A 20,556-nucleotide genomic window follows, 5' to 3' on the forward strand; every position below is an offset into this window, starting at 1 on the left:
CGGCTTGCCGGCGGGGCGATCTTGAGTGCGCCCCCGCCGGCAAGCCGTGCTGCTACGGGATTGTGATGGCTTACTCGCCGATGGCGGCCTTGTACCCGGCAGCGTCCAGCAGTTTGTCCAGGTCGGCCTGAGCATTGGCTGGCTTGAGCTTGAAGATCCAGGCGCCGTACGGGTCGCTGTTGAGCGACTCAGGGGAGCCGTCCAGCTCGTCGTTGACCGCGATGACTTCACCGGCAATCGGCGAATAGATGTCGGAAGCGGCTTTCACCGACTCAACGACGCCCGCCTGATCGCCTGCGGCGAAGGTCTTGCCGACTTCGGCCAGTTCAACGAACACCACGTCACCCAGCGCTTCCTGCGCGTGGTCACTGATACCCACGGTCACGGTGCCATCAGCTTCCAGACGCGCCCACTCGTGGCTTTCGGCAAAACGCAGGTCGGCGGGAATATTGCTCATATTTTTTATCCTCTATACATCATCAGGTCAGCGGAGAAACCCGCCAGGGATGGCTTGCAAAAACAAAGGTCAGATCAAGGCCTTGCCGTGGCGCACGAACGTCGGCTGAACCACTCGGACCGGGTACCACTTGCCGCGAATCTCCACCTCGGCACGGTCGCCAGTCGCCATCGGTACGCGCGCCAGCGCAATCGACTTGCTTAGCGTAGGAGAGAAACTACCACTGGTGATCTCTCCTTCGCCAACTTCCGCTATTCGGACGACCTGATGGGCGCGAAGAACACCACGTTCTTCCAGCACCAGCCCCACCAGCCTCGATTCCACGCCTTTGGCCTTTTCCGCCTCAAGCGCCTTGCGGCCGATGAAGTCGCGGTCCTCGGGCGTCCACGCCACGGTCCAGGCCATGTTGGAGATCAGCGGTGAAACCTGTTCGTCGATTTCCTGACCATAAAGGTTCATACCGGCTTCAAGGCGCAACGTGTCGCGGGCGCCGAGGCCGATCGGCGAGATGCCGGCGCCGACCATGTCGTTGAAGAAGCTGCAGGCCTGATCGCTCGGCAGGATGATTTCCAGTCCGTCTTCGCCGGTGTAGCCGGTGCGCGCGATGAACCAGTCGCCTTGCTGGCGACCTTCAAATGGCTTGAGGGTGTGGATAAGTTCGGCGCGGGCCTGGGTCACCAGTTCGGCGATCTTGTGCCGTGCGTGGGGGCCTTGAATGGCCAGCATCGCAAGTTCCGAACGGTGGGTCAGTTGCACATCGAAGCCGGCCAGATGAGCGTTCATCCAGGCCATGTCCTTGGCACCGGTGGCGGCGTTGACCACCAGACGATAACCGTCTTCGGTCAGGTAGACGATCATGTCGTCGACAATACCGCCGCGGGTGTCGAGCATGGCGCTGTAGAGGGCGCGTCCCGTGCTTTGCAATCTGCCGACGTCGTTAGCCAGCAGATGTTGCAGCCAGGGCTTGGCGCCACTGCCCGACACATCGATGACATGCATGTGCGACACATCGAAAATCCCGCAATCGCGGCGCACCTGATGGTGTTCCTCGACCTGCGAGCCGTAGTGCAACGGCATATCCCAACCACCAAAATCGACCAGCTTCGCGCCGAGCGCGAGGTGCAAGTCGAATAGGGGCGTACGCTGTCCCATGGGGTTCCTCCTTCCGGGCTTGGCGAAGACGCGATCGGTCAGAACGCAGGCAAGTCCCCCGTGACTTGGGGTATGAAACCTTTGCGAACTTGCAGAATTGTCTGACAGACCACGTCGATTGCGGCGCATTGTAGCCGCAAGGCTGTGACCCCGCACCTAGCCGATGGGTCTGGCCGAACGTCTGATTAGGCCAATTACCGGTAGTAAACCGACCAGGACCAACGTAAGCGCCGGCAAAGCGGCACGCGCCCACTCGCCTTCGCTGGTCATTTCGAAAATCCGCACCGCCAGTGTGTCCCAGCCAAACGGGCGCATCAGCAGGGTGGCGGGCATTTCCTTGAGCACATCGACGAACACCAGCAGCGCTGCGCTCAGGGTCCCCGGCACCAGCAGCGGCAGATAAATTTTGAAAAACAAACGTGGCCCACTGACACCAAGGCTGCGGGCAGCTTCCGGCAATGACGGGCGAATGCGCGCCAGGCTGCTTTCCAGCGGCCCGTAGGCCACGGCAATGAAGCGCACCAGATACGCCAGCACCAGGGCGGCAAGGCTGCCCAGCAGCAGCGGTTTGCCCGCCCCGCCCAGCCAGGTGGAAAGCGGCACCACCAGTTCACGATCCAGATAACTGAACGCGAGCATGATCGACACCGCCAGCACCGAGCCCGGCAACGCGTACCCGATATTGGCCAGGCTCACGCCCGAGCGGATGGCGCGGGTCGGTGCCAGGCGACGGGCGAACGCCAGGATCATCGCCACGCTCACGGTCACCAGCGCCGCGATCCCTCCAAGATACAGGGTGTGAACAATCAACCCGGTGTAGCGTTCATCCAGATCGAACCGCCCGCGCTGCCAGACCCAGACGATCAACTGCAGCAGCGGCACCACGAACGCACAGGCGAACACCAGGCCACACCAGCCAGTGGCCGCCAGCGCCTTGATGCCCTTCAGGTGATACAACGCCTTGACCCGTGGCCGCTCGTTGCTCGGCCGGCTGGCGCCCCGCGCCCGTTGCTCGCCGTACAGCACCAGCATCACCGCGAGCAGCAGCAGGCTCGCCAGTTGCGCCGCGCTCGACAGGCTGAAGAAGCCGTACCAGGTCTTGTAGATCGCCGTGGTGAAGGTGTCGAAGTTGAACACCGACACGGCGCCGAAGTCCGCCAGGGTTTCCATCAGCGCCAGTGCCACACCGGCACCAATCGCAGGCCGTGCCATGGGCAATGCCACCCGCCAGAACGCCTGCCAGGGCGTTTGCCCGAGAATTCGCGCCGCCTCCATCAAGCCCTTGCCCTGGGCGAGAAACGCAGTGCGCGCCAGCAGGTAGACGTAGGGATAGAACACCAGCACCAGAACGATGATCACGCCGCCGGTCGAACGCACCCGTGGCAGGCGCAAACCGCTGCCGAACCATTCGCGCATCAGGGTTTGCACCGGGCCTGCGAAGTCCAGCAGGCCAACAAAGACGAAGGCCAGCACGTAGGCAGGAATGGCAAAGGGCAGCATCAGCGCCCAGTCGAGCCAGCGCCTGCCGGGAAACTCGCACAGGGCCGTCAGCCAGGCGAGGCTGACGCCCAACAGCGTGACGCCTACGCCCACGCCGAGCACCAACGTCAGGGTGTTGCCCAGCAGGCGCGGCATCTGGGTTTCCCACAGGTGGGACCAGATTTCATGATCGATGGTCTGCCAGGAGAACAGCAACACGCTCAGCGGCAGAAGCACCAGTGCGGCGATGGTGAAGACCAGAGGGTACCAGCGACGCTGGGCGGGATGGGCCAAAAAGGGTTACTCGATGTGTGGCATTACCCGTAGCAGCACGGCTTGCCGGCGGGGGCGATCTTGAGGACGCTCCCGCCGGCAAGCCGTGCTGCTACGGGGTGTTTATTATCAATTCCAGCCAGCGCGATCCATCATGCGGATCGCTTCGGCCTGGCGGCGGCCGGCGACTTCCACGGGGATGGTGTCGGCCTTGAACGACCCCCAGCTCGCGACCTCTTCCGATGGCGCGACGTTCGGGTTGGCCGGGAATTCCTGGTTGGTGCCGGAGAAAATGGCTTGTGCCTCAGGCCCGGTCATCCACTCCACCAGCGCCTTGGCGGCCTCCGGATGCGGTGCGTACTTGGTCAGGCCGATGCCCGAGAGGTTCACGTGCACGCCACGGTCCGACTGGTTGGGCCAGAACAGACGCACGGCCAGGTCCGGATTCTGCTTGTGCAGGCGGCCATAGTAGTAGGTGTTGACCACGCCCACGTCGCACTGCCCGGCGTTGATCGCCTCAAGCACGGCGATGTCATCGGAGAACACGTCGGTGGACAGGTTGTTGACCCAGCCCTTGAGGATCTTTTCCGACGTATCGGCGCCGTGGGTTTCGATCAGCGTGGCAGTCAGCGACTGGTTGTAGACCTTTTTGGCAGTGCGCAGGCACAGGCGGCCTTCCCACTGTTTGTCAGCCAGGGCTTCGTAGGTGGTCAGCTCTTCGGGTTTGACCCGGTCCGTGGAGTAGGCAATGGTCCGCGCGCGCAGGCTCAGGCCGGTCCAACTGTGAGTGGAGGAGCGATATTGCGGCGGGATGTTGCTGTCGATCACCGGCGAGGTGAACGGCTGCAGGATACCCATCTGTTCGGCCTGCCAGAGGTTGCCGGCGTCAACGGTGAGCAGCAGGTCGGCGGTCGCGTTCTGCCCTTCGGCCTTGATGCGCTGCATCAGCGGCGCTTCCTTGTCGGTGATGAACTTCACCTTCACGCCGGTCTTGGCGGTGTAGGCGTCGAATACGGGTTTGATCAGTTCATCGATACGGGAGGAATACACCACCACTTCGTCGGCAGCCTGTGCGGTATTGCCGAGCACGGCCAATGCCAGGGCAGCCAGAAGTCGCTTGCTCGCCTGCATGCTGAGGTCTCGTCTTTGCGGAATGAGGCGAAATGGTAGTGAATCTCATCAACGAAATCCGTGCGGAGCCGTTACGAGATGTTGCAAACCCTCAGATTTTCGCCAGCTCCGGCAAATCCCCGGTCAAGCCCAACGCCTGACGAACGAACATCGCCTTGGCCTCGGCCGACTGGTCCACCATCTTCAACCCGGTGTTACGCAGCCAGCGAACCGGCAACGGATCGGCCTGGAACAGCCGCTCGAAGCCCTCCATCGCGGCCATCAGTGCGAGGTTGTGCGGCATACGGCGGCGCTCGTAGCGACTCAACACTTTCTGATCGGCCAGGCGCTCGCCCCGCTCCACTGCGTGGTGCAGCACTTCGGCCAGCACGGCAGCATCGAGAAAACCCAGGTTCACGCCCTGGCCCGCCAGCGGGTGGATGGTGTGCGCAGCATCTCCGATCAGTGCCAGCCCTTCGGCGACGTAGCGTTTGGCATGACGCTGACGCAGCGGCACACACACTCTCGGGTCGGCTGAAACGACTTGTCCCAATGTTCCCTCGAACGCCCGCTCCAGTTCGCCGCAGAACGTTACGTCATCCAGCACCATCAAGCGTTCGGACTCAGCCGGGGTCACCGACCAGACAATCGAACACCAATGCTCGCCGTCACGGTCGAGCGGCAAGAATGCCAGCGGCCCTTCATCGGTGAAGCGCTGCCAGGCGGTGCTGCGATGGGATTGAGCCGTGCGAACGCTGGTCACGATGGCGTGGTGCATATAGTCCCATTCGCGGGTGGCGGTGCCGGTCATGCGTCGCACGGTCGAATTGGCGCCGTCGGCCGCCACCACCAGCGGCGCGCGCAAGGTGCGGCCATCGGCCAGGGTCAGCAGCCAGTCATCGCCGGAGCGGCGCATCTGCTCCAGCCTTGCGTTGGCCAACAGGCCGATATCGCAATCGTGCAGACGCTCGATCAACGCATCCTGGACCACGCGGTTTTCCACGATATGCCCCAGCACCTGGGCGTGCACGCTGGACGCCGAGAAGTGCACCTTGCCTGTGCCGCTGCCGTCCCACACATGCATCTCGCCGTACGGGCTGGCGCGTCGCGAGACGATGCCGTCCCAGACATTCAGCCGTTCAAGGATGCGCTGGCTGGCCGCCGACAAGGCACTGACCCGCGGCTCGAAAGGTGCGTCCTGGTCGAAGGGTCTGACGCTCAACGGGCTGCCGTCGACCACCAGAATGTTCAACCCGCTGTTCTGAAGGGCCAGCGCAAGCGCGCTCCCGACCATTCCAGCCCCGACAATCAGCAGATCTGCGCGCGTTTCCATGCTTTAAATCGTTCTCGCGTGTGGCAAATGCCAGCAATGAAAAATAGACTCAGACATCCGCCCGCGTCCCCAGCCCCATGGCCTGGCGGGCGAACCAGCTCTTGGCCGACGGCAGCAGATCCAGGCCAAGCAGGCCGATATTGCGGCCAGCGGTAATCACCGGTTGGCGGCTGCCGAACAGGCGGGTGACCTGATCGGAGAAACCGACGGTGAGTTTCTGGTCCATGAACTGACGGTCGCGATAAGCCTGCAGGGTCGCCAGATCGCCGGGCGGCGCGTCGCTGGCGAGCAGCGCTTCGGCCAGCGACGCCGCATCGCGCAGTGACAGGTTGAAACCCTGCCCGGCAATCGGGTGCAGGCTATGAGCCGCGTTGCCGAGCACGACCAGATTGGAGCGCACCTGTTCCTGCGCCTGAATCAGCGACAGCGGGTAGGTATGACGCACACCCACCTGTTTCAGCGCACCCAGGCGATAGCCGAAGATGCCCTGTAATTCGTTGAGAAAACTGCGGTCGTCCAGTGACATCAGCCGTTGCACATCATTGCCGGTGCGGGTCCAGACCAGCGCACAGCGGTTCTCCGGCAAGGGCAGCAATGCCATCGGGCCTTCATCGGTGAAGCGCTCGAACGCCTGTCCGCAATGGGCCTCGCCGGGGGTGATGTTGGCGATCAACGCACTCTGGTCATAGGGCGTGCTGTCGACCGCGATGCCCAGTTGCTCGCGCAGGCTGGAACGGCCACCGTCGGCCAGCACCGCCAGGTCGCATTCGATCTGGGTTTCGTCGTTCAAGGTCAGGCGATAGCCATCGGGCAGCGCCTGCATCTGTTTCACTTCCGCCGGCACGCGCCAACTGACCACATCCTTGTCCAGGCCCTGCCACAGGCATTGGCCCAGCCAGGCGTTTTCGACCACATAGCCCAGTGCTGGCACACCTTCTTCCATCGAAGACAACCGCGCCGCGCCGAAGCGGCCTTTGTCGGACACCTGAATCTGCAGGATCGGCTCGGCGCGGCGGCTGATCTGCTGCCACAGGCCGAGGCGGTCGTAGATCTGCCGCGCGCCAAAAGACAGCGCAGAGGAACGCGCGTCGTAGCTCGGCTGATAACTGTCGCCGGGAGCGAAGGGTTCGATCATCACGATCTTCCAGCCCCGCGCCTTGGCACCTGCCTGCAACGCCAACGCCAGGCTGGCGCCGACCAGGCCGCCGCCGACGATGGCAAGATTGAAGCGACTCATGCGACTTCCGCCCGCGCAGCAGCCATCAGTTCCTCGATCTCGGCCACCGTCTTGGGCACGCCGCCGGTCAGGATTTCACAGCCTTTTTTGGTCACCACGACATCGTCCTCGATTCGTACACCAATCCCGCGCCATTTCTTTGCGACGTTCTGGTTGTCCGGCGCCACGTAAATGCCAGGCTCGACCGTCAACGCCATGCCGACTTCCAGCACACGCCACTCGCCGCCGACCTTGTACTCGCCGACATCATGCACGTCCATACCCAGCCAGTGCCCGGCGCGATGCATATAGAAAGCTTTGTACGCTTCGCTGGCGATCAGTTCATCGACCTCGCCCTGCAGCAACCCAAGTTCCACAAGGCCCTGGGTGATGACCTGAACCGTCGCCTCGTGAGCCTGGTTCCAGTGGTTGCCCGGCTTGATCGCTGCGAACGCCGCTTCCTGGGACCTCAGCACCAGCTCGTAGATCGCCTTCTGCTCGGGAGAAAACCTGCCATTGACCGGAAAGGTCCGGGTGATATCGCTGGCGTAACAGTCGATCTCGCAGCCAGCGTCGATCAACACCAGGTCGCCATCCTTGAGCGGTGCGTCATTCTCCTGATAGTGCAGGATGCAGGCGTTGCGGCCCGAAGCGACGATGGAGCCATAGGCCGGCATCTTCGCCCCGCCCTTGCGGAATTCGTAGTCGAGCTCGGCCTCCAGGCTGAACTCGTGAAGGCCCGCACGGCTGGCCTGCATCGCACGCACGTGGGCACGGGCAGAAATCTGCGCGGCCTCACGCATCACCTTCACTTCCGCGGCGGATTTATACAGACGCATGTCGTGAAGCAGGTGATCCAGCGCAACGAATTCCTTCGGCGGCTGCGCACCCAGGTTCGCCTTGGAGCGAATGACGTTGATCCACTCCATCACATGACGATCGAACTCGGGGTTGCTGCCCATGGACGAATACACCCGGTCGCGGCCTTCGATCAGGCCCGGCAGGATGTCGTCGATGTCTGTAATGGGGAATGCATCGTCGGCGCCGAAATCGCGGATGGCGCCGTCCTGTCCTGCGCGCAAACCGTCCCACAGCTCGCGCTCGGGGTTGCGTTCGCGACAGAAGAGCACGTACTCGCCGTATTCGCGCCCGGGAATCAGCACGATCACAGCCTCGGGCTCGGGAAAGCCGCTCAGGTACTGAAAGTCGCTGTCCTGACGGTACACATGTTCGACATCACGATTGCGAATGGCCACGGCAGCCGCCGGCAGAATGGCGATGCTGTTGGGCTCCATCTGCTCCATCAAGGCTTTGCGGCGACGGGCATATTCGGCTTTCGGGATATGGATCATGGGCAAGTACGGTCCTCCGGATGAGCGCTCCGGCCACTGACGCGCTCAGGCGCCAGCGACCGGTTCGCGGCAGTGGGCAATCAATGCAGGGAAGGTTTGGCTTCAGGTTCCGCTTTCTTGTTGAACTCGGTGAACAGCAGCAGCGGCGCGACGCGCAGGTATTCCATGACTTCCATGAAATCGCTCTCGCCGTCTTCGGACTCTTCCAGGGTGTCCTGGATTTGCGCGATGGCGGCCAGGTCTTGCAGAACGTCGCGAGCGTCTTCGCTCAGCGACTGACCGCCGACACGGGCGAAGCCGTTGAGGAAGCCCTGGCACCACTGGCCCATGGCGGCCGTACGGTCGGCCAGGGGTTCGTCGTCGCCGGGAAGCAGCAGCACGACAGCCATGTCATCGCCGGTCAGCTCGCCCTTGACCATCTCCTGCAGGCCGATCAGGGCCTGGCGGACGTTGGCTTCAGGTTCGGTTTCCAGCAGCAGAATCGCATCGGCGATCCACTCCTCGGCATCGAAGCCTGCGCCGGCGCAACTGCGGCCCAGCAACAGGCCGTGCAACTCGGCGGGGGAAACGGGGTGGCCTGCGCTGCTGAGCAGGGTCGCAAAACCGGTATACGGGGAATTCTGTTTAGGCATGGCAACTAGGCGCCAAGCGGCGCAATGTCTAGAATGGAGGCCTTGTATCGTAGCACCGGCAGACGCACCCAAGCTATCCAGGCGAATTTCGAGGCGATCCAGACGCCAGCACCTGCACCACTCATCTGAAAATAATCAGTGGAAAACAATGGAAGACAACGACCTGCATGCGCTGATGGCCCGACTGGAGTTATTGATCAATCGTGTCGAGCAACTAAAAAGTCAAAACGGACTCTTATTAGCTCAGGAAAAATCCTGGCGCGAGGAACGCGCTCACCTCATTGAAAAGAACGAAATCGCCCGGCAAAAGGTCGAGTCCATGATTTCGCGCCTCAAGGCCCTGGAGCAAGACTCATGAGTAATGGCAACAGCATCACCGTTCAAATTCTCGACAAAGAGTATTCGATCATCTGCCCTCAGGAGGAGCGCACCAACCTGGTCAGCGCCGCCCGCTACCTGGATGGCAAGATGCGCGAGATCCGCAGCAGCGGCAAAGTGATCGGTGCCGACCGTATTGCAGTGATGGCCGCCCTGAACATTACCCATGACCTGTTGCACAAACAGGAACTGCCGCAAACCCAGGCCAACGGCTCGACCCGTGAGCAGGTTCGCGACCTTCTCGAGCGTGTGGACCTGGTCCTTGCCACGGATTCGGATAAAGCACAAGGCTGATTGTTCGGACATGATTGGGTATACTTGCGACCGCTCCCTGGAGTGCTTGCCAGTCGGTCATGTCCCTGAGCCGATACGCACAACCACGGGGGTTGCACGTTGGGGTTGGTGTGCATGTCCGCTCGACGGAAAGCCTTAAAACCTCCTGCAATCTCCACCTTGAACTTTCGGGTTCAAGGGCTACACCGACAGCGGTTCGTCGGGGAGTCTCGAATTCTCTATCCATTGCCAGGCGCCCTGTCTGGCAATGGAGATCGTGATCGCACGGTCACTCCTTCAAATCGCACGGACCCGCCTGCATGACCTCTTCTGGCGCAGCCTCCCTGAACGATTCGTCCACCCTCTCCCGCCCTCAGTTACGCCGCGTTCTACGCAAGGCCCGCCGCGCGCTCAACCGCGCAGAACAGCGACGAGCGGCACAGGGCTTGTACCGGCAACTGGCGCAAAACCCGCTTTTTCGACGTTCCCGGCATGTTTCGCTGTACCTTCCGATGGACGGTGAAATCGACCCGCGCCTGCTGCTGCGTGAAGCACAACGGCGAGGCAAGGCGACCTATCTTCCGGTGCTCAGCGCCTGGCCACGGACCAAGATGGTGTTTCAGCGTGTGAGGCCCGGGGATAAATTTCGTCCCAATCGATTTCGCATTCCCGAGCCGCACATCAACCCGCGCCAGCAGCGCAAGATCTGGGCGCTGGACCTGATCTTGATGCCATTGGTGGGTTTTGATGCCCAGGGCGGCCGGCTGGGCATGGGCGGTGGATTCTACGACCGCAGCCTGGCGTATCAGGCACGCCGCAAGGCCTGGCAGAAGCCAGTGCTGCTGGGCATGGCCCATGAGTGTCAGAAAGTCGGAAAGCTGGCGGTTGCCAGTTGGGATGTACCGCTACAAGGAACGGTATCGGACAAGCGCTGGTATATGGCGTGACAGCTTGTCGGAGCGCGCTTGCCCGCGATTGCGATGTGTCAGGTATGGATTTGTCACCGACACACCGCCGTCGCGGGCAAGCGCGCTCCTACAAGCGGTGTATCCGGGGGAACTAGCGGCGATACGGCTGCTGTTGCTGGGTGATTTCAACCGGTGCGTCGGTCTTGGCCGACCAGAGACTTTGCGCGTAACCGGTGGTGACAATGCCCAAGCCGAACAAAATGACCAAAATCCATAGTAAATCCGGCTTGCGTTGCATTGATTGCCCCCCTTTGGCAAATCAAAACCCGGCATCCACTGCCTCTGAAAATAGGGCCGCGTAGCGGTGTAGCGCTTGAAGTGGCGGCATTCTCCAACAACGTGACCCAACACGCAAATACTGGCGTCAACCGACTGTCGGTTTGTCACGAAAGCGTCGGACAACCTGTCCAGACCCCATTCAGGAGCTTCAAAAATGGCCTATTGGCTGATGAAATCCGAGCCTGACGAGCTGTCCATCGCAGGCCTGAAAAAACTGGGCGAGGCCCGCTGGGATGGGGTTCGGAACTACCAGGCACGCAACTTCCTGCGCGCCATGGCGGTGGGCGACGAATTCTTCTTCTATCATTCGAGCTGCCCTGAACCGGGCATCGCGGGTATCGGCAAAATCGTCGAAGCCGCGTATCCCGACCCCACGGCGCTGGACAACACCAGCCACTACTTCGACGCCAAGGCCAGCCAGGACAAGAACCCCTGGAGCGCAATCAACGTCGCCTTCGTCGAGATTTTCCCCAAGGTGCTGGGCCTGGGCTACCTCAAACAACAGGCCGCCCTTGAGCAAATGCCCCTGGTGCAAAAAGGCAGCCGCCTTTCGGTCATGCCCGTCACGCCGGAAGAATGGGCTGCGGTGCTGGCCTTGAAGTGATCGACACCCTGTAGGAGTGAGCTTGCTCGCGATGGCGGTGCGTCAGATATGAATGGGTATATGACGCACCGCCATCGCGAGCAAGCTCACTCCTACAAGATCAACAACACATCACTGCGCGATGAAGTTGTTGAACAACAGATCATCCACCACAGGCTTGCCAGTCTCCTGGCTCAACACCTGCTGGGTCTGCTTCAGGGCTTCCTGACGCAGCTTTTCCTTGGCATCGACGTTGCTCATGGACTCGATCGTCTGCTGGGTGAACAGCGCCACCAACTGATTGCGAATCAGCGGCTCATTGGCCTTCACCAGCTTCTGCGCCTCGGCGCCGGTCACGCGCAAGGCCACGTCAGCCTTGTACACGTGCAGCTTCGGCCCGCCATCGAGCGCATAGTTGCCCACGAACGGCGGGGTCAGGGCCACATAGGAAACCTTGTTCGGGTCATCTTTCTCGCCACCCTCTTCGTTGGCCATTGCCACAACAGGCATCGACAACGTCAACAGCATCAGAATCCACGCTTTCGCTTTCAAAATCCCACTCCTCTAATCCGGTGCGCCATAGCTTACAGGGCTCTGCGGCTTATGTAGGTCTATCAGGCCGGGGCATGCTCATTGACCCCAAAACCCCTCTACCTACACTTATCGGCCATCACTGGAAAAGGAATAGCCCCGATGAAAGCCGTGCTCTGCAAAGCCTTCGGTCCCGCCGCAAATCTGGTGCTGGAAGAAGTCGCCACCCCGGAACCGAAAAAGAACGAAATCCTGCTCGACGTGCACGCCGCCGGGGTCAACTTCCCCGACACCCTCATCATCGAAGGCAAATACCAGTTCAAGCCGCCCTTCCCCTTCTCCCCCGGTGGCGAAGCCTCGGGCGTGGTGAGCGCGGTGGGTGAAAAAGTCAGCCACCTCAAGGTCGGCGACCGGGTCATGGCCCTCACCGGCTGGGGCAGCTTCGCCGAACAGATCGCCGTGGCCGGGTACAACGTCCTGCCCATCCCCGAAGCAATGGACTACACCACCGCCGCCGCATTCAGCATGACTTACGGCACCTCCATGCACGCCCTCAAACAGCGCGCCCAGTTGCAACCCGGCGAAACACTCCTGGTGCTCGGCGCCTCGGGCGGCGTGGGCCTGGCCGCGGTGGAAATCGGCAAAGCCATGGGCGCCCGCGTCATCGCCGCCGCCAGCAGCGCCGACAAACTGGAAGTCGCCAGAAACGCCGGCGCCGACGAACTCATCAACTACAGCGAAAGCAGCCTCAAGGACGAACTCAAACGCCTCACCAACGGCAACGGCGTCGATGTGATCTACGACCCCGTCGGCGGCGACCTCTTCGACCAGGCCGTGCGCGCCATCGCCTGGAACGGTCGCCTGCTCGTCGTCGGCTTCGCCAGCGGCCGCATCCCGGAACTGCCCGTCAACCTCGCGCTGTTGAAAGGCGCCTCGGTCGTCGGCGTCTTCTGGGGCTCCTTCGCCCAGCGCCAACCACAGGACAACGCGGCGAACTTCCAGCAACTGTTCAAATGGTACGGCGAAGGGAAATTGAAACCGTTGGTGTCGAAGGTCTATCCGCTGGAGCGGGCGGGGGAAGCGATTGATTCGTTGGGGCAGAGGAAAGCGGTTGGGAAGGTGGTGGTTGGGGTGAGGTGACATTTAAAAATTAAAGGCCTCGTCAATTTGACGAGGCCTTTAATTATCTAAACGCTCTCCCTCTTGCGAGCCTCTTCATTATCCAATTCAATAAATATCTCAAACAAAAAGTTACAACTCGCTTATAAAAAAATCTCAAATGTCGGGTTGTTAAAGTTAAAAAACATCGATTAGTTGATCGCCATACAGCCAAAAAAGGAGAACTGTATGAGCGGTAACGATGAAAAAAACATTCATGTCAGGGAAGGTCAGAAAGAACGAGATCCCTATGGATCGCCTGGACGAGTTCCAGGTTCGCGAGATGGCTGGACAGTTGGATTTGGCGGATCTGGAGGTGGACGCGGAGAAGGCGGCCGGCCCGGTACGCTTTCAGGGTCCAAACGCCGCCGCCTTCGCGAGGAAGACAAACGCCGTCGGCAACAAGAGGCCCGACAAAAAGCTGAGGCCGACCGTCAGGCCCAAATCGATGCAGCAGCCCAAGCCGAACAGGCTGCGCAAGCACAGCGTGATGCTGCGGCTCGAGCTGCGGCTGAAGCACAGGCCAGCACGCACGCTGAAGCGCAGTCGAAAGCTGCAGCTCAAGCGCAGGCTGCACAAGAGCTTGCGCACCGCCAGGCTGTTGATTCGTTGGCACAAGCCCTGCCTACCGTTAAGGCTGGCCTGGACCAACAGCACGCGTCAGCCAAGGCATCGTTAGCCTCGCGCCTGCAAAACGAAACTCAGACCGCAACACCTACGACCTCGAATAGCGGACAGCTTTTTTTGGATGAAATCCTGGACCAGAAAACTCGGGTCCATCATTTGATTAGCCAGACCGCTGACGAACGAGACGAAAAAAACCGACGCGCATATGCGCTCACAGGTACGAATCCTAAAACTATCGACGATGCACAATATCGTGCGTTCCTATTGGCTCGCAGCAGCACCGCTGAACAGGCTCACCGAGCTAATGAAACATGGATGCGTGCGTACACCGACGCCTATGAATCAGAGGTGCTTGCCGAGTTTGAGCGCTTCTTAACGAACGATCCCAGCTTCTATCCAAGCGCTATGCCGAACAATCGTGGGAACTGCAAAACCACTCAGGTGATGTACAGACACTGTCGGCAAAACAGCTTACTGACCTAAGCCGTTTTTGGCAGGTGGTAGCCGGGCCAAGTACTTCGCCCCAACCTTCTACTACTGCAGCAGATATCGCCCGAGCGGTCGCTGAAAAAATGTTCACCCGCCAAGCGGCTAAAGCATTGGGCCGGGCGCTACCACGCCTTGCCCTGCTTTATCCGACAGAGTTGGGGGATGGTGAATTGGGTGCCTCTGTCTTTGCGACCAGCGCATCTGAAATTGGCGTGAGCCGCGACATGGACTTGGCGTTCATCGCGAGTCGAAAAGGAACAGTCGACGTTACGCATCGCATGAGCCTAGAGGAAACGGATGGAGAGTTAACACCTGCTTGGGTCAAAGCAGATGGCGTTACGATCGGAACAAAAGTTCCTGTTCGATCGTTCGTATACAACCCCAACACCCAAGCGTATGAGTTTGCGCGAGATGGTGACACTAAGCCGAGCTTGATCTGGACTCCCGCAGTGATGCCGGCCAATAGCTCTACGTTCTTGCCCGCTGAAACGCCAGACGCCTCCCCATACTCCGGGGCCACGTTATCGCCTGTCTCCAACACCTTCGGGGACTATCCGACTTACGATGCCGAGTTTATCGAAGATCTGATTCTAGTGTTCCCGGAAGAATCAGGGCTGAAACCGATCTATCTTGTTTTTAGCCAACGAGCTGGAGATCACCAATATCACATCAGGCCCACTTCCCTTTTAGCATTTCCTGAGGCCAAGCAGGTGCATGGAAAAACGCGTATTCAGGGAGGAGGAAAAACGCGCCCACGCTGGAAGGATCATGCAGGTAACATCTATGAATGGGATTTTCGTCACGGAACTGTAGAAAAATACAACAAACGTGGTGTGCATCTAGGTGAGTACAATGCTGACACTGGAGTGCAAACCAAGCCAGCCGACCCAACAAGGAAAATCGAACCATGAAACACTACATGACCGGCTATAAACCTAACAATGATGAGCAAGTATTCAAAGTCAGTTTGCCATTAGAGCTCGCGACATTGAGAGATATCATGCAATGGACGGACGATGGGGAGTGCGTTTTTGATCACGACCTAACTGGACTACAAATTGAAAAGATAGAACGAGCAAGCAAAATGAAATTTCCTACTGATCTAGAACTTGTTCTGATCACCGAATCAGATTGAACCTTGGGCAGGGACGCTAACGAAACACTGCACTATCGAAGACGTGACCGAAGCTGAGTTTCTACATCTGGCTCAGCAGATATGCCGCGCTGACTACCCGACTCAACATCAGCTTGGAAAAGCAATTTTGGAATTCGAGAGATTGAGCGAACACCCTGCCGGTTCAGATCTTCTCTACTACCCAAAACCATCAGCGGATGACTCACCTGAGGGCATTGTCGAAACGATCAAAGGATGGCGTGCCGTTAACGGCAAACCTGGGTTCAAGCCACGCCAATCAATAACCCTAGCAAATACATAAAAGGAATAAGGTCAAAAGCAACCATGAAAGGCAAAAAAATGGAAGACATCACCGAAACGGAATTCCTCGAATTTGTCAGAAATATATGCATTGCAAACTACAAATCCGAGGCCCAACATGGAAGAGCTGTTTTTCAATTCAACCAAATGAGCGAACACCCATCGGGCTCGGACTTAATTTACTATCCAAAGGCCGCTGCTGATAATACTCCGGAAGGTATTGTTCGCGAGATAAAAGAATGGCGTGCCACAAATGGAAAACCTGGTTTTAAATCCGAAAACTGAGACATTCAGGTCAAAATTTCTTACCTATATAGGGATATTTAAATGACTAGCTACGTAACACTTTTCAATCAACTTCCACAAAGGCTTAAACTGGAAATTCCTGCTCATCTCGGGTCAACTGATGGCATGTCAGAGGTTCAGATTGTTACCCGATATAAAGACGTCGCCTTGGGGCTGAAATCCACGAAACTCGCAGCGCTGCCGCCGGGATATGCTCCTCATAGCGGTCATCTGACGGCTCAAGAGTTTAACGGACTGGGCTCTCCAGTCGGTGTTGCGCCAGAAATTGCGGAAATCACGAATCAGTTCATAGCCTACGAGAGCGCTTGGCACTTGGAAAATTTCGTCAATCAACTTCAGGCGGTGATCAATCAACTGGACGAAGCTGCTCGTGTTGAAGCCCAACGTCAGGCGCAAGAGGCAGCTCGACAAGAAGCCCAACGCCAAGCCGAAGAAGCAGCCCGCCAGCTCGCTCAACGTCAGGCTGAGGAAGCAGCACGTCTGCATGCTCAGCGCTTGGCCGAGGAAGCCGCTCGCCAACTAGCAGCCCGTCAGCTCGCAGAGCAACAAGCTTATGCCGCAGAGCAGGCCTTGGCTGAACAGAAAGCACAAGAAGCGGCACTTCAGGAAGCCCGCCTCGCGCTGGAGTTGGCTGCTGTCGTGACGACGCAACCAACTGAAACTGCAGTCAGTACTGAACCGACATCGAATGAAATCATTCCGGCAACTAACCCTGCACGTGAAATCGTCTTCATCCCTGGCCCAGCCGCCATGGCGGAAATCGACCGCGCAACGCTGGCTCTCAAGCACAGCATTGACGCAGCCGTGGCTCAGTACGCTTCAGACATCGGTCCGTATCTGAATACATCACCTGCGCTGGCAGCCACTGCACGCTAACCCAAAGCAGACGCGGTAACCGCAAGCAAAGGAGCGCAGATTCAACATCTGTGCTCCTTTGCCCCGGTCACTCGCCAAAACCTACAACCGCGCCCTGATCCGCTCTGGCAACAAATCCAGATACTTGAGCTCCGGCCGCTCCCGACACGCACTCAGTATCCCCGACATCGCGCTTACAAACTGCTCATCGATTTCCCTGTCAGCTGCAAACGACAACTTCTCGTTATGAGCCTTGCGCGCCAGCAACTGGCGGGTATGGCGAAACGTGGGGATTTCCACCGCGTACTCATCGGGGATCTTCTGCTTGAGGTAGTCGGCCTCCTTGTTGATCCTGGCGCAGCTCAACGACCGCACACGGCTGCGCATGCGCGCCATCAGTTCACGGCTGTCGCCCTTGGCCGCGAAATACACATCCGTCTGCACTCGGATCGTTGCCGGGCTGCTGGCATCGACCAGCCACGGCTTGAGCCGCCAGCGGGAAACGGCGCGTATCGCCGACTCGGCAAATTCGCGGTAGGAGCTCTGCAGCACTTCAATGTCGGTGATCGACCCATCGTTGTTTGCGGTGAACTCCACACGCACCACCCCGGAAACACCTGCGCGGTAGAGGCTTGCCGGGTAAACCGCGTGAGGCTGTTTTTCATATTCGAGTTTGAATTCGCCGGCATGCGCCATGGCGCTCAGGCTGAGTGCAACGCAAAAGATCAATCCCTTCATGATTCCTGCCTTCTTTCCCACGAAATCACCATTCGCAAGCGCTTCTCCCGCCGCTCCTGATCGAACAGGTACTGGACGGACTCACCGATCACCGCCGGCATCTCTTGCGATACCTCCCAACGCTTGAAGCGCCAGCGTCTGACGGCCGAGACCACGGCATCTGCCGTTTTCTGGTCGGTTTGCTCCACGACCTTGATGCCACTCAGCGTGCCGTCGTGGTGGATGTCGTAGTGAACCCGAACACTCGAGAACAGCTTGCCGCCGCGTAGAGCGGAGGGATAAGCCGGGGATATGTACCGATCGAACTGGGGATGGGTTTCGCCCTTGGCATACGCGCCGCCAAGCAGCAGCGCGCTGAGCCCGACAATCCCGGAGAGCTTGCATAACCACTTCACTTTCACCTTCACCTCGACTCCAGACGCTCTGCGGCAGATGGCGGCGATGGTATGGCGGTGTGACAGCGCGCATAAGGGGAACGATTCCTGTTCCCAAGTAGGACGAATCTGAAACGTGAAATCCAGAAATACACATCTGCGTCATGTTCGTAATACAACACGGCAAATCGCCTGAATCCGGAACTTTCAGCGATGAGAAACCTTCCTATTTTCTGTAATGAAAATGTAATATTCGGATTCGCATAACAAAACAAAAGCCACTGGAGTGTTCGATGTTTGCCTTTTTCCGCCCTGCCGCGCATCAGGCCCCGCTGCCTGCCGAGCGCGTCGATAGCACGTACCGTCGTCTGCGCTGGCAGATTTTCGCAGGCATCTTCTTTGGCTATGCGGGGTACTACCTGCTACGCAAGAACTTCTCGCTGGCCATGCCCTACCTGATCGATCAGGGCTACACCCGGGGTGAGCTGGGGGTGGCGATTTCGGCGATCGCGATTGCCTATGGCCTGTCGAAATTCCTGATGGGGCTGGTGTCGGACCGCTCCAATCCCCGTTACTTCCTGCCGTTTGGCCTGCTGGTTTCTGCGGCGGTGATGTTCGTGTTCGGTTTCGCGCCTTGGGCGACGTCGAGCGTGACGATCATGTTCATCCTGCTGTTCATCAACGGCTGGGCGCAGGGCATGGGCTGGCCGCCGAGCGGGCGGACGATGGTGCACTGGTGGTCGCAGAAGGAGCGCGGCGGCGTGGTTTCGGTGTGGAACGTGGCGCATAACGTCGGTGGCGGCCTGATCGGTCCGCTGTTCCTGCTGGGCCTGGGCTGGACCAACGACTGGCACGCCGCATTCTATGTACCGGCTGCGGTGGCGCTGTTCGTGGCGTTGTTCGCTTTCGCTACCATGCGCGACACCCCGCAATCAGTGGGCTTGCCGCCAGTGGAGGAGTACAAGAACGACTTCCCGGAAGGCTACGATGCGAGCCACGAGGAGGAGTTCAGCGCCAAGGAAATCTTCGTCAAGTATGTGCTGCGCAACAAGATGCTCTGGTACATCGCGCTGGCCAACGTGTTCGTCTACCTGCTGCGCTATGGCGTGCTGGACTGGGCGCCGACCTACCTCAAGGAAGCCAAGCATTTTGATGTCGACAAGACGTCCTGGGCCTACTTCTTCTACGAATGGGCCGGCATTCCGGGCACGCTGCTGTGCGGCTGGATGTCGGACAAGATCTTCCGTGGCAACCGTGGCCTGACCGGAATCGTGTTCATGTTGCTGGTGACAGTGGCGACCCTGGTGTACTGGCTCAACCCGCCGGGTAACCCGACCATCGACATGATCGCGCTGGTTTCCATCGGCTTCCTGATCTATGGCCCGGTGATGCTGATCGGTCTGCAGGCCCTTGAACTGGCACCGAAGAAAGCGGCGGGCACGGCGGCAGGGTTCACCGGCCTGTTCGGATATCTGGGCGGCTCGGTCGCGGCCAGTGCGCTGATGGGCTACACCGTGGACCACTTCGGCTGGGATGGCGGATTCGTGATTTTGATCGCAGCGTGCGTATTGTCGATCGTCTTCATGGCGCCAACCCTGCGCCACACGCGGGTGGCGAGCCAGTCGCGGGAAGCCGTGGCCTAAGGCCGATGGGGTTGATCTAGCAGCACGGCCGGGCGGCGATCCGATGCCTGCGGTGGCGATTCAACGGACGCCACCGCCGGCAAGCCGTGCTGCTACGGCCTTCGGCCAGAGGCTTATCCGATGCCTACACAGCCAACAAAACCGGCCTGCACCGCTTGAAGCGCTCTTCCAGGCTCACGTCCGGCATGGCGTGGGTGCGCAGGGCGTGGATGGTTTGTTCGACGTATTCCCAGGTGGTGCCGTAGCGGCCGGCGGCGTTGGCCAGGACCTGGGTCAGGATGCTGTCGGGCAGGTTGCCGGCGTAGCTGGGCAGGTGGCGTTCGAGCACGAAGCCCAGGGCCTGGACCTTGGTGCCGTCTTCGAGGCGGCAACTCAGCCAGTGCGGGCGATACGAGGGATACGGCATCTCCCGCTCCCACAGCGCCAGCAGGGACTGCTCGATGTTTTCTTCGGGCAGCCGATAGGCGAAACCACTGCACGAGCCGCCGCGATCCAGACCGAAGACCAGGCCGGGTTGCTCGGGTGTGCCGCGATGTTCGTGGGACCAGAGATACAGGCCGCGATGGTAGCCATGCACCCGACCGCGCTGACGCTCCACGGCGGAGCACTCGGGGCGCCAGATCAGTGATCCGTAGGCGAACAGCCAGATGGGACCGCCTTCGTGACGGGACAGAGTGGCGTGCATGGAGGCCAGGAGTTGCTCGTGGGTCAGTTTGGGGCCAAGGTCGATAACAGGTGGATAACTCAGCCCCAGACCCTCATGGACGGCTGCCACCAAGCTATTGATTTGATTCACCCTCTGGCTCCTCGCTGGCCAACTCAAGGCCAGTGTAATGCTAAACGCCTGCACACGCGCTGAACGCAGCGTTCGCAACTGCATGACTATCAGACTCAACCCTGACGCAATCCGTCACG

General features: G+C 59.6%; 25 protein-coding genes and 1 other RNA gene. 13 read left to right on the forward strand and 13 right to left on the reverse strand.

Annotation, left to right across the window (positions count from 1 at the left end):
- Window positions 1-70 precede the first annotated feature (70 nt).
- The 8 genes from gcvH to NPS29_RS12845 form a co-directional block, all read right to left on the reverse strand.
- Window positions 71-457 carry a glycine cleavage system protein GcvH gene (gene gcvH, locus NPS29_RS12810; protein WP_274132992.1) on the reverse strand — a complete coding sequence of 129 codons (387 nt, stop codon included), beginning with the start codon at window positions 455-457 and terminating at the stop codon, window positions 71-73.
- A gap of 69 nt (window positions 458-526) precedes the next feature.
- Window positions 527-1,609, reverse strand: coding sequence for a glycine cleavage system aminomethyltransferase GcvT (gene gcvT, locus NPS29_RS12815; protein ID WP_274132994.1), 1,083 nt, complete (start codon window positions 1,607-1,609; stop codon window positions 527-529).
- A 156-nt stretch (window positions 1,610-1,765) separates the two neighbouring features.
- Window positions 1,766-3,382, reverse strand: coding sequence for an ABC transporter permease (locus tag NPS29_RS12820; protein WP_274132996.1), 1,617 nt, complete (start codon window positions 3,380-3,382; stop codon window positions 1,766-1,768).
- 108 nt (window positions 3,383-3,490) lie between these two features.
- Window positions 3,491-4,492, reverse strand: a complete 1,002-nt coding sequence (locus tag NPS29_RS12825) for an extracellular solute-binding protein (protein WP_274132998.1) — start codon at window positions 4,490-4,492, stop codon at window positions 3,491-3,493.
- A 91-nt stretch (window positions 4,493-4,583) separates the two neighbouring features.
- The gene (locus NPS29_RS12830) at window positions 4,584-5,804 is read right to left on the reverse strand and encodes a 2-octaprenyl-3-methyl-6-methoxy-1,4-benzoquinol hydroxylase (RefSeq protein ID WP_274133000.1); all 1,221 of its coding nucleotides are present in this window, start codon (window positions 5,802-5,804) and stop codon (window positions 4,584-4,586) included.
- A gap of 49 nt (window positions 5,805-5,853) precedes the next feature.
- Window positions 5,854-7,041 (reverse strand): 2-octaprenyl-6-methoxyphenyl hydroxylase, encoded by a 1,188-nt coding sequence (gene ubiH, locus NPS29_RS12835; RefSeq protein ID WP_274133002.1) that lies wholly within the window; start codon window positions 7,039-7,041, stop codon window positions 5,854-5,856.
- Window positions 7,038-8,372 carry a Xaa-Pro aminopeptidase gene (pepP, locus tag NPS29_RS12840; protein WP_274133123.1) on the reverse strand — a complete coding sequence of 445 codons (1,335 nt, stop codon included), beginning with the start codon at window positions 8,370-8,372 and terminating at the stop codon, window positions 7,038-7,040. Before pepP ends, ubiH begins: the two co-directional genes overlap by 4 nt.
- Window positions 8,373-8,452: 80 nt before the next feature.
- Window positions 8,453-9,004: a YecA family protein gene (locus NPS29_RS12845; protein ID WP_274133004.1), complete on the reverse strand. Its 552-nt coding sequence runs from the start codon at window positions 9,002-9,004 to the stop codon at window positions 8,453-8,455.
- 148 nt (window positions 9,005-9,152) lie between these two features.
- Here NPS29_RS12845 and NPS29_RS12850 point away from each other — a divergent pair, with 148 nt between their 5' ends.
- The 4 genes from NPS29_RS12850 to NPS29_RS12865 all read left to right on the forward strand — a co-directional run bounded on the left by NPS29_RS12850 (window position 9,153) and on the right by NPS29_RS12865 (window position 10,602).
- Entirely contained in the window at window positions 9,153-9,362 is a 210-nt protein-coding gene (locus NPS29_RS12850; RefSeq protein ID WP_274133005.1) for a TIGR02449 family protein, read from the forward strand.
- A complete protein-coding gene (locus NPS29_RS12855; RefSeq protein WP_274133006.1) occupies window positions 9,359-9,676 on the forward strand; it encodes a cell division protein ZapA in 318 nt (105 codons plus the stop codon). The genes NPS29_RS12850 and NPS29_RS12855 overlap by 4 nt, the downstream gene beginning before the upstream one ends.
- A gap of 31 nt (window positions 9,677-9,707) precedes the next feature.
- A non-coding RNA gene (gene ssrS, locus NPS29_RS12860) (6S RNA) lies at window positions 9,708-9,886 on the forward strand.
- A gap of 89 nt (window positions 9,887-9,975) precedes the next feature.
- Window positions 9,976-10,602, forward strand: coding sequence for a 5-formyltetrahydrofolate cyclo-ligase (locus NPS29_RS12865; RefSeq protein WP_425312498.1), 627 nt, complete (start codon window positions 9,976-9,978; stop codon window positions 10,600-10,602).
- 112 nt (window positions 10,603-10,714) lie between these two features.
- Here the strand turns inward: NPS29_RS12865 and NPS29_RS12870 are convergent, their stop codons facing one another.
- Window positions 10,715-10,861, reverse strand: coding sequence for a hypothetical protein (locus NPS29_RS12870; RefSeq protein WP_274133007.1), 147 nt, complete (start codon window positions 10,859-10,861; stop codon window positions 10,715-10,717).
- Between the two features lie 195 nt (window positions 10,862-11,056).
- Here NPS29_RS12870 and NPS29_RS12875 point away from each other — a divergent pair, with 195 nt between their 5' ends.
- Window positions 11,057-11,506 (forward strand): EVE domain-containing protein, encoded by a 450-nt coding sequence (locus NPS29_RS12875; RefSeq protein WP_274133008.1) that lies wholly within the window; start codon window positions 11,057-11,059, stop codon window positions 11,504-11,506.
- Between the two features lie 111 nt (window positions 11,507-11,617).
- Here the strand turns inward: NPS29_RS12875 and NPS29_RS12880 are convergent, their stop codons facing one another.
- The gene (locus NPS29_RS12880; RefSeq protein WP_274133125.1) at window positions 11,618-12,013 is read right to left on the reverse strand and encodes a flagellar basal body-associated protein FliL; all 396 of its coding nucleotides are present in this window, start codon (window positions 12,011-12,013) and stop codon (window positions 11,618-11,620) included.
- A 165-nt stretch (window positions 12,014-12,178) separates the two neighbouring features.
- On the opposite strand from NPS29_RS12880, the gene NPS29_RS12885 reads away from it, so the two are divergent.
- The 7 genes from NPS29_RS12885 (at window position 12,179) to NPS29_RS12915 (ending at window position 16,907) form a co-directional block, all read left to right on the forward strand.
- On the forward strand, window positions 12,179-13,156 hold the full coding sequence (locus NPS29_RS12885; protein WP_274133009.1) for an NADPH:quinone oxidoreductase family protein: 978 nt from the start codon (window positions 12,179-12,181) through the stop codon (window positions 13,154-13,156).
- A gap of 207 nt (window positions 13,157-13,363) precedes the next feature.
- A complete protein-coding gene (locus tag NPS29_RS12890; protein WP_274133010.1) occupies window positions 13,364-14,284 on the forward strand; it encodes a hypothetical protein in 921 nt (306 codons plus the stop codon).
- Between the two features lie 89 nt (window positions 14,285-14,373).
- Window positions 14,374-15,201 (forward strand): S-type pyocin domain-containing protein, encoded by an 828-nt coding sequence (locus tag NPS29_RS12895; protein ID WP_274133011.1) that lies wholly within the window; start codon window positions 14,374-14,376, stop codon window positions 15,199-15,201.
- A complete protein-coding gene (locus tag NPS29_RS12900) occupies window positions 15,198-15,425 on the forward strand; it encodes a hypothetical protein (RefSeq protein WP_274133012.1) in 228 nt (75 codons plus the stop codon). Before NPS29_RS12895 ends, NPS29_RS12900 begins: the two co-directional genes overlap by 4 nt.
- Before the next feature lie 43 nt (window positions 15,426-15,468).
- The gene (locus NPS29_RS12905; RefSeq protein WP_274133013.1) at window positions 15,469-15,726 is read left to right on the forward strand and encodes a bacteriocin immunity protein; all 258 of its coding nucleotides are present in this window, start codon (window positions 15,469-15,471) and stop codon (window positions 15,724-15,726) included.
- Window positions 15,727-15,749: 23 nt separating this feature from the next.
- Window positions 15,750-16,010 (forward strand): bacteriocin immunity protein, encoded by a 261-nt coding sequence (locus tag NPS29_RS12910; protein ID WP_274133014.1) that lies wholly within the window; start codon window positions 15,750-15,752, stop codon window positions 16,008-16,010.
- Window positions 16,011-16,052: 42 nt separating this feature from the next.
- Window positions 16,053-16,907 (forward strand): hypothetical protein, encoded by an 855-nt coding sequence (locus NPS29_RS12915; protein ID WP_274133016.1) that lies wholly within the window; start codon window positions 16,053-16,055, stop codon window positions 16,905-16,907.
- An 81-nt stretch (window positions 16,908-16,988) separates the two neighbouring features.
- Here the strand turns inward: NPS29_RS12915 and NPS29_RS12920 are convergent, their stop codons facing one another.
- On the reverse strand, window positions 16,989-17,624 hold the full coding sequence (locus NPS29_RS12920; protein ID WP_274133018.1) for an energy transducer TonB: 636 nt from the start codon (window positions 17,622-17,624) through the stop codon (window positions 16,989-16,991).
- Entirely contained in the window at window positions 17,621-18,031 is a 411-nt protein-coding gene (locus tag NPS29_RS12925) for an energy transducer TonB (protein ID WP_274133019.1), read from the reverse strand. The genes NPS29_RS12920 and NPS29_RS12925 overlap by 4 nt, the downstream gene beginning before the upstream one ends.
- Before the next feature lie 260 nt (window positions 18,032-18,291).
- On the opposite strand from NPS29_RS12925, the gene glpT reads away from it, so the two are divergent.
- Window positions 18,292-19,641, forward strand: a complete 1,350-nt coding sequence (gene glpT, locus NPS29_RS12930) for a glycerol-3-phosphate transporter (protein ID WP_274133020.1) — start codon at window positions 18,292-18,294, stop codon at window positions 19,639-19,641.
- Between the two features lie 124 nt (window positions 19,642-19,765).
- Here the strand turns inward: glpT and NPS29_RS12935 are convergent, their stop codons facing one another.
- On the reverse strand, window positions 19,766-20,437 hold the full coding sequence (locus NPS29_RS12935; RefSeq protein ID WP_400606038.1) for a gamma-glutamylcyclotransferase: 672 nt from the start codon (window positions 20,435-20,437) through the stop codon (window positions 19,766-19,768).
- Window positions 20,438-20,556 lie beyond the last annotated feature (119 nt).

The sequence above is a fragment of the Pseudomonas putida genome, from assembly GCF_028682175.1.
Classification (GTDB): domain Bacteria; phylum Pseudomonadota; class Gammaproteobacteria; order Pseudomonadales; family Pseudomonadaceae; genus Aquipseudomonas; species Aquipseudomonas putida_AD.

Excerpts from the sequence above, each read along its gene's own strand:
- glpT (WP_274133020.1), top strand. The coding sequence starts at position 18,292 with ATGTTTGCCTTTTTCCGCCCTGCCGCGCATCAGGCCCCGCTGCCTGCC.
- NPS29_RS12915 (WP_274133016.1), top strand. The coding sequence starts at position 16,053 with ATGACTAGCTACGTAACACTTTTCAATCAACTTCCACAAAGGCTTAAA.
- NPS29_RS12875 (WP_274133008.1), top strand. The coding sequence starts at position 11,057 with ATGGCCTATTGGCTGATGAAATCCGAGCCTGACGAGCTGTCCATCGCA.
- NPS29_RS12865 (WP_425312498.1), top strand. The coding sequence starts at position 9,976 with ATGACCTCTTCTGGCGCAGCCTCCCTGAACGATTCGTCCACCCTCTCC.
- NPS29_RS12900 (WP_274133012.1), top strand. The coding sequence starts at position 15,198 with ATGAAACACTACATGACCGGCTATAAACCTAACAATGATGAGCAAGTA.
- gcvH (WP_274132992.1), bottom strand. The coding sequence starts at position 457 with ATGAGCAATATTCCCGCCGACCTGCGTTTTGCCGAAAGCCACGAGTGG.
- NPS29_RS12885 (WP_274133009.1), top strand. The coding sequence starts at position 12,179 with ATGAAAGCCGTGCTCTGCAAAGCCTTCGGTCCCGCCGCAAATCTGGTG.
- NPS29_RS12910 (WP_274133014.1), top strand. The coding sequence starts at position 15,750 with ATGAAAGGCAAAAAAATGGAAGACATCACCGAAACGGAATTCCTCGAA.
- NPS29_RS12880 (WP_274133125.1), bottom strand. The coding sequence starts at position 12,013 with ATGCTGTTGACGTTGTCGATGCCTGTTGTGGCAATGGCCAACGAAGAG.
- NPS29_RS12825 (WP_274132998.1), bottom strand. The coding sequence starts at position 4,492 with ATGCAGGCGAGCAAGCGACTTCTGGCTGCCCTGGCATTGGCCGTGCTC.
- NPS29_RS12845 (WP_274133004.1), bottom strand. The coding sequence starts at position 9,004 with ATGCCTAAACAGAATTCCCCGTATACCGGTTTTGCGACCCTGCTCAGC.
- pepP (WP_274133123.1), bottom strand. The coding sequence starts at position 8,372 with ATGATCCATATCCCGAAAGCCGAATATGCCCGTCGCCGCAAAGCCTTG.
- ubiH (WP_274133002.1), bottom strand. The coding sequence starts at position 7,041 with ATGAGTCGCTTCAATCTTGCCATCGTCGGCGGCGGCCTGGTCGGCGCC.
- gcvT (WP_274132994.1), bottom strand. The coding sequence starts at position 1,609 with ATGGGACAGCGTACGCCCCTATTCGACTTGCACCTCGCGCTCGGCGCG.
- NPS29_RS12850 (WP_274133005.1), top strand. The coding sequence starts at position 9,153 with ATGGAAGACAACGACCTGCATGCGCTGATGGCCCGACTGGAGTTATTG.
- NPS29_RS12855 (WP_274133006.1), top strand. The coding sequence starts at position 9,359 with ATGAGTAATGGCAACAGCATCACCGTTCAAATTCTCGACAAAGAGTAT.
- NPS29_RS12870 (WP_274133007.1), bottom strand. The coding sequence starts at position 10,861 with ATGCAACGCAAGCCGGATTTACTATGGATTTTGGTCATTTTGTTCGGC.
- NPS29_RS12895 (WP_274133011.1), top strand. The coding sequence starts at position 14,374 with ATGTTCACCCGCCAAGCGGCTAAAGCATTGGGCCGGGCGCTACCACGC.
- NPS29_RS12830 (WP_274133000.1), bottom strand. The coding sequence starts at position 5,804 with ATGGAAACGCGCGCAGATCTGCTGATTGTCGGGGCTGGAATGGTCGGG.
- NPS29_RS12920 (WP_274133018.1), bottom strand. The coding sequence starts at position 17,624 with ATGAAGGGATTGATCTTTTGCGTTGCACTCAGCCTGAGCGCCATGGCG.
- NPS29_RS12890 (WP_274133010.1), top strand. The coding sequence starts at position 13,364 with ATGAGCGGTAACGATGAAAAAAACATTCATGTCAGGGAAGGTCAGAAA.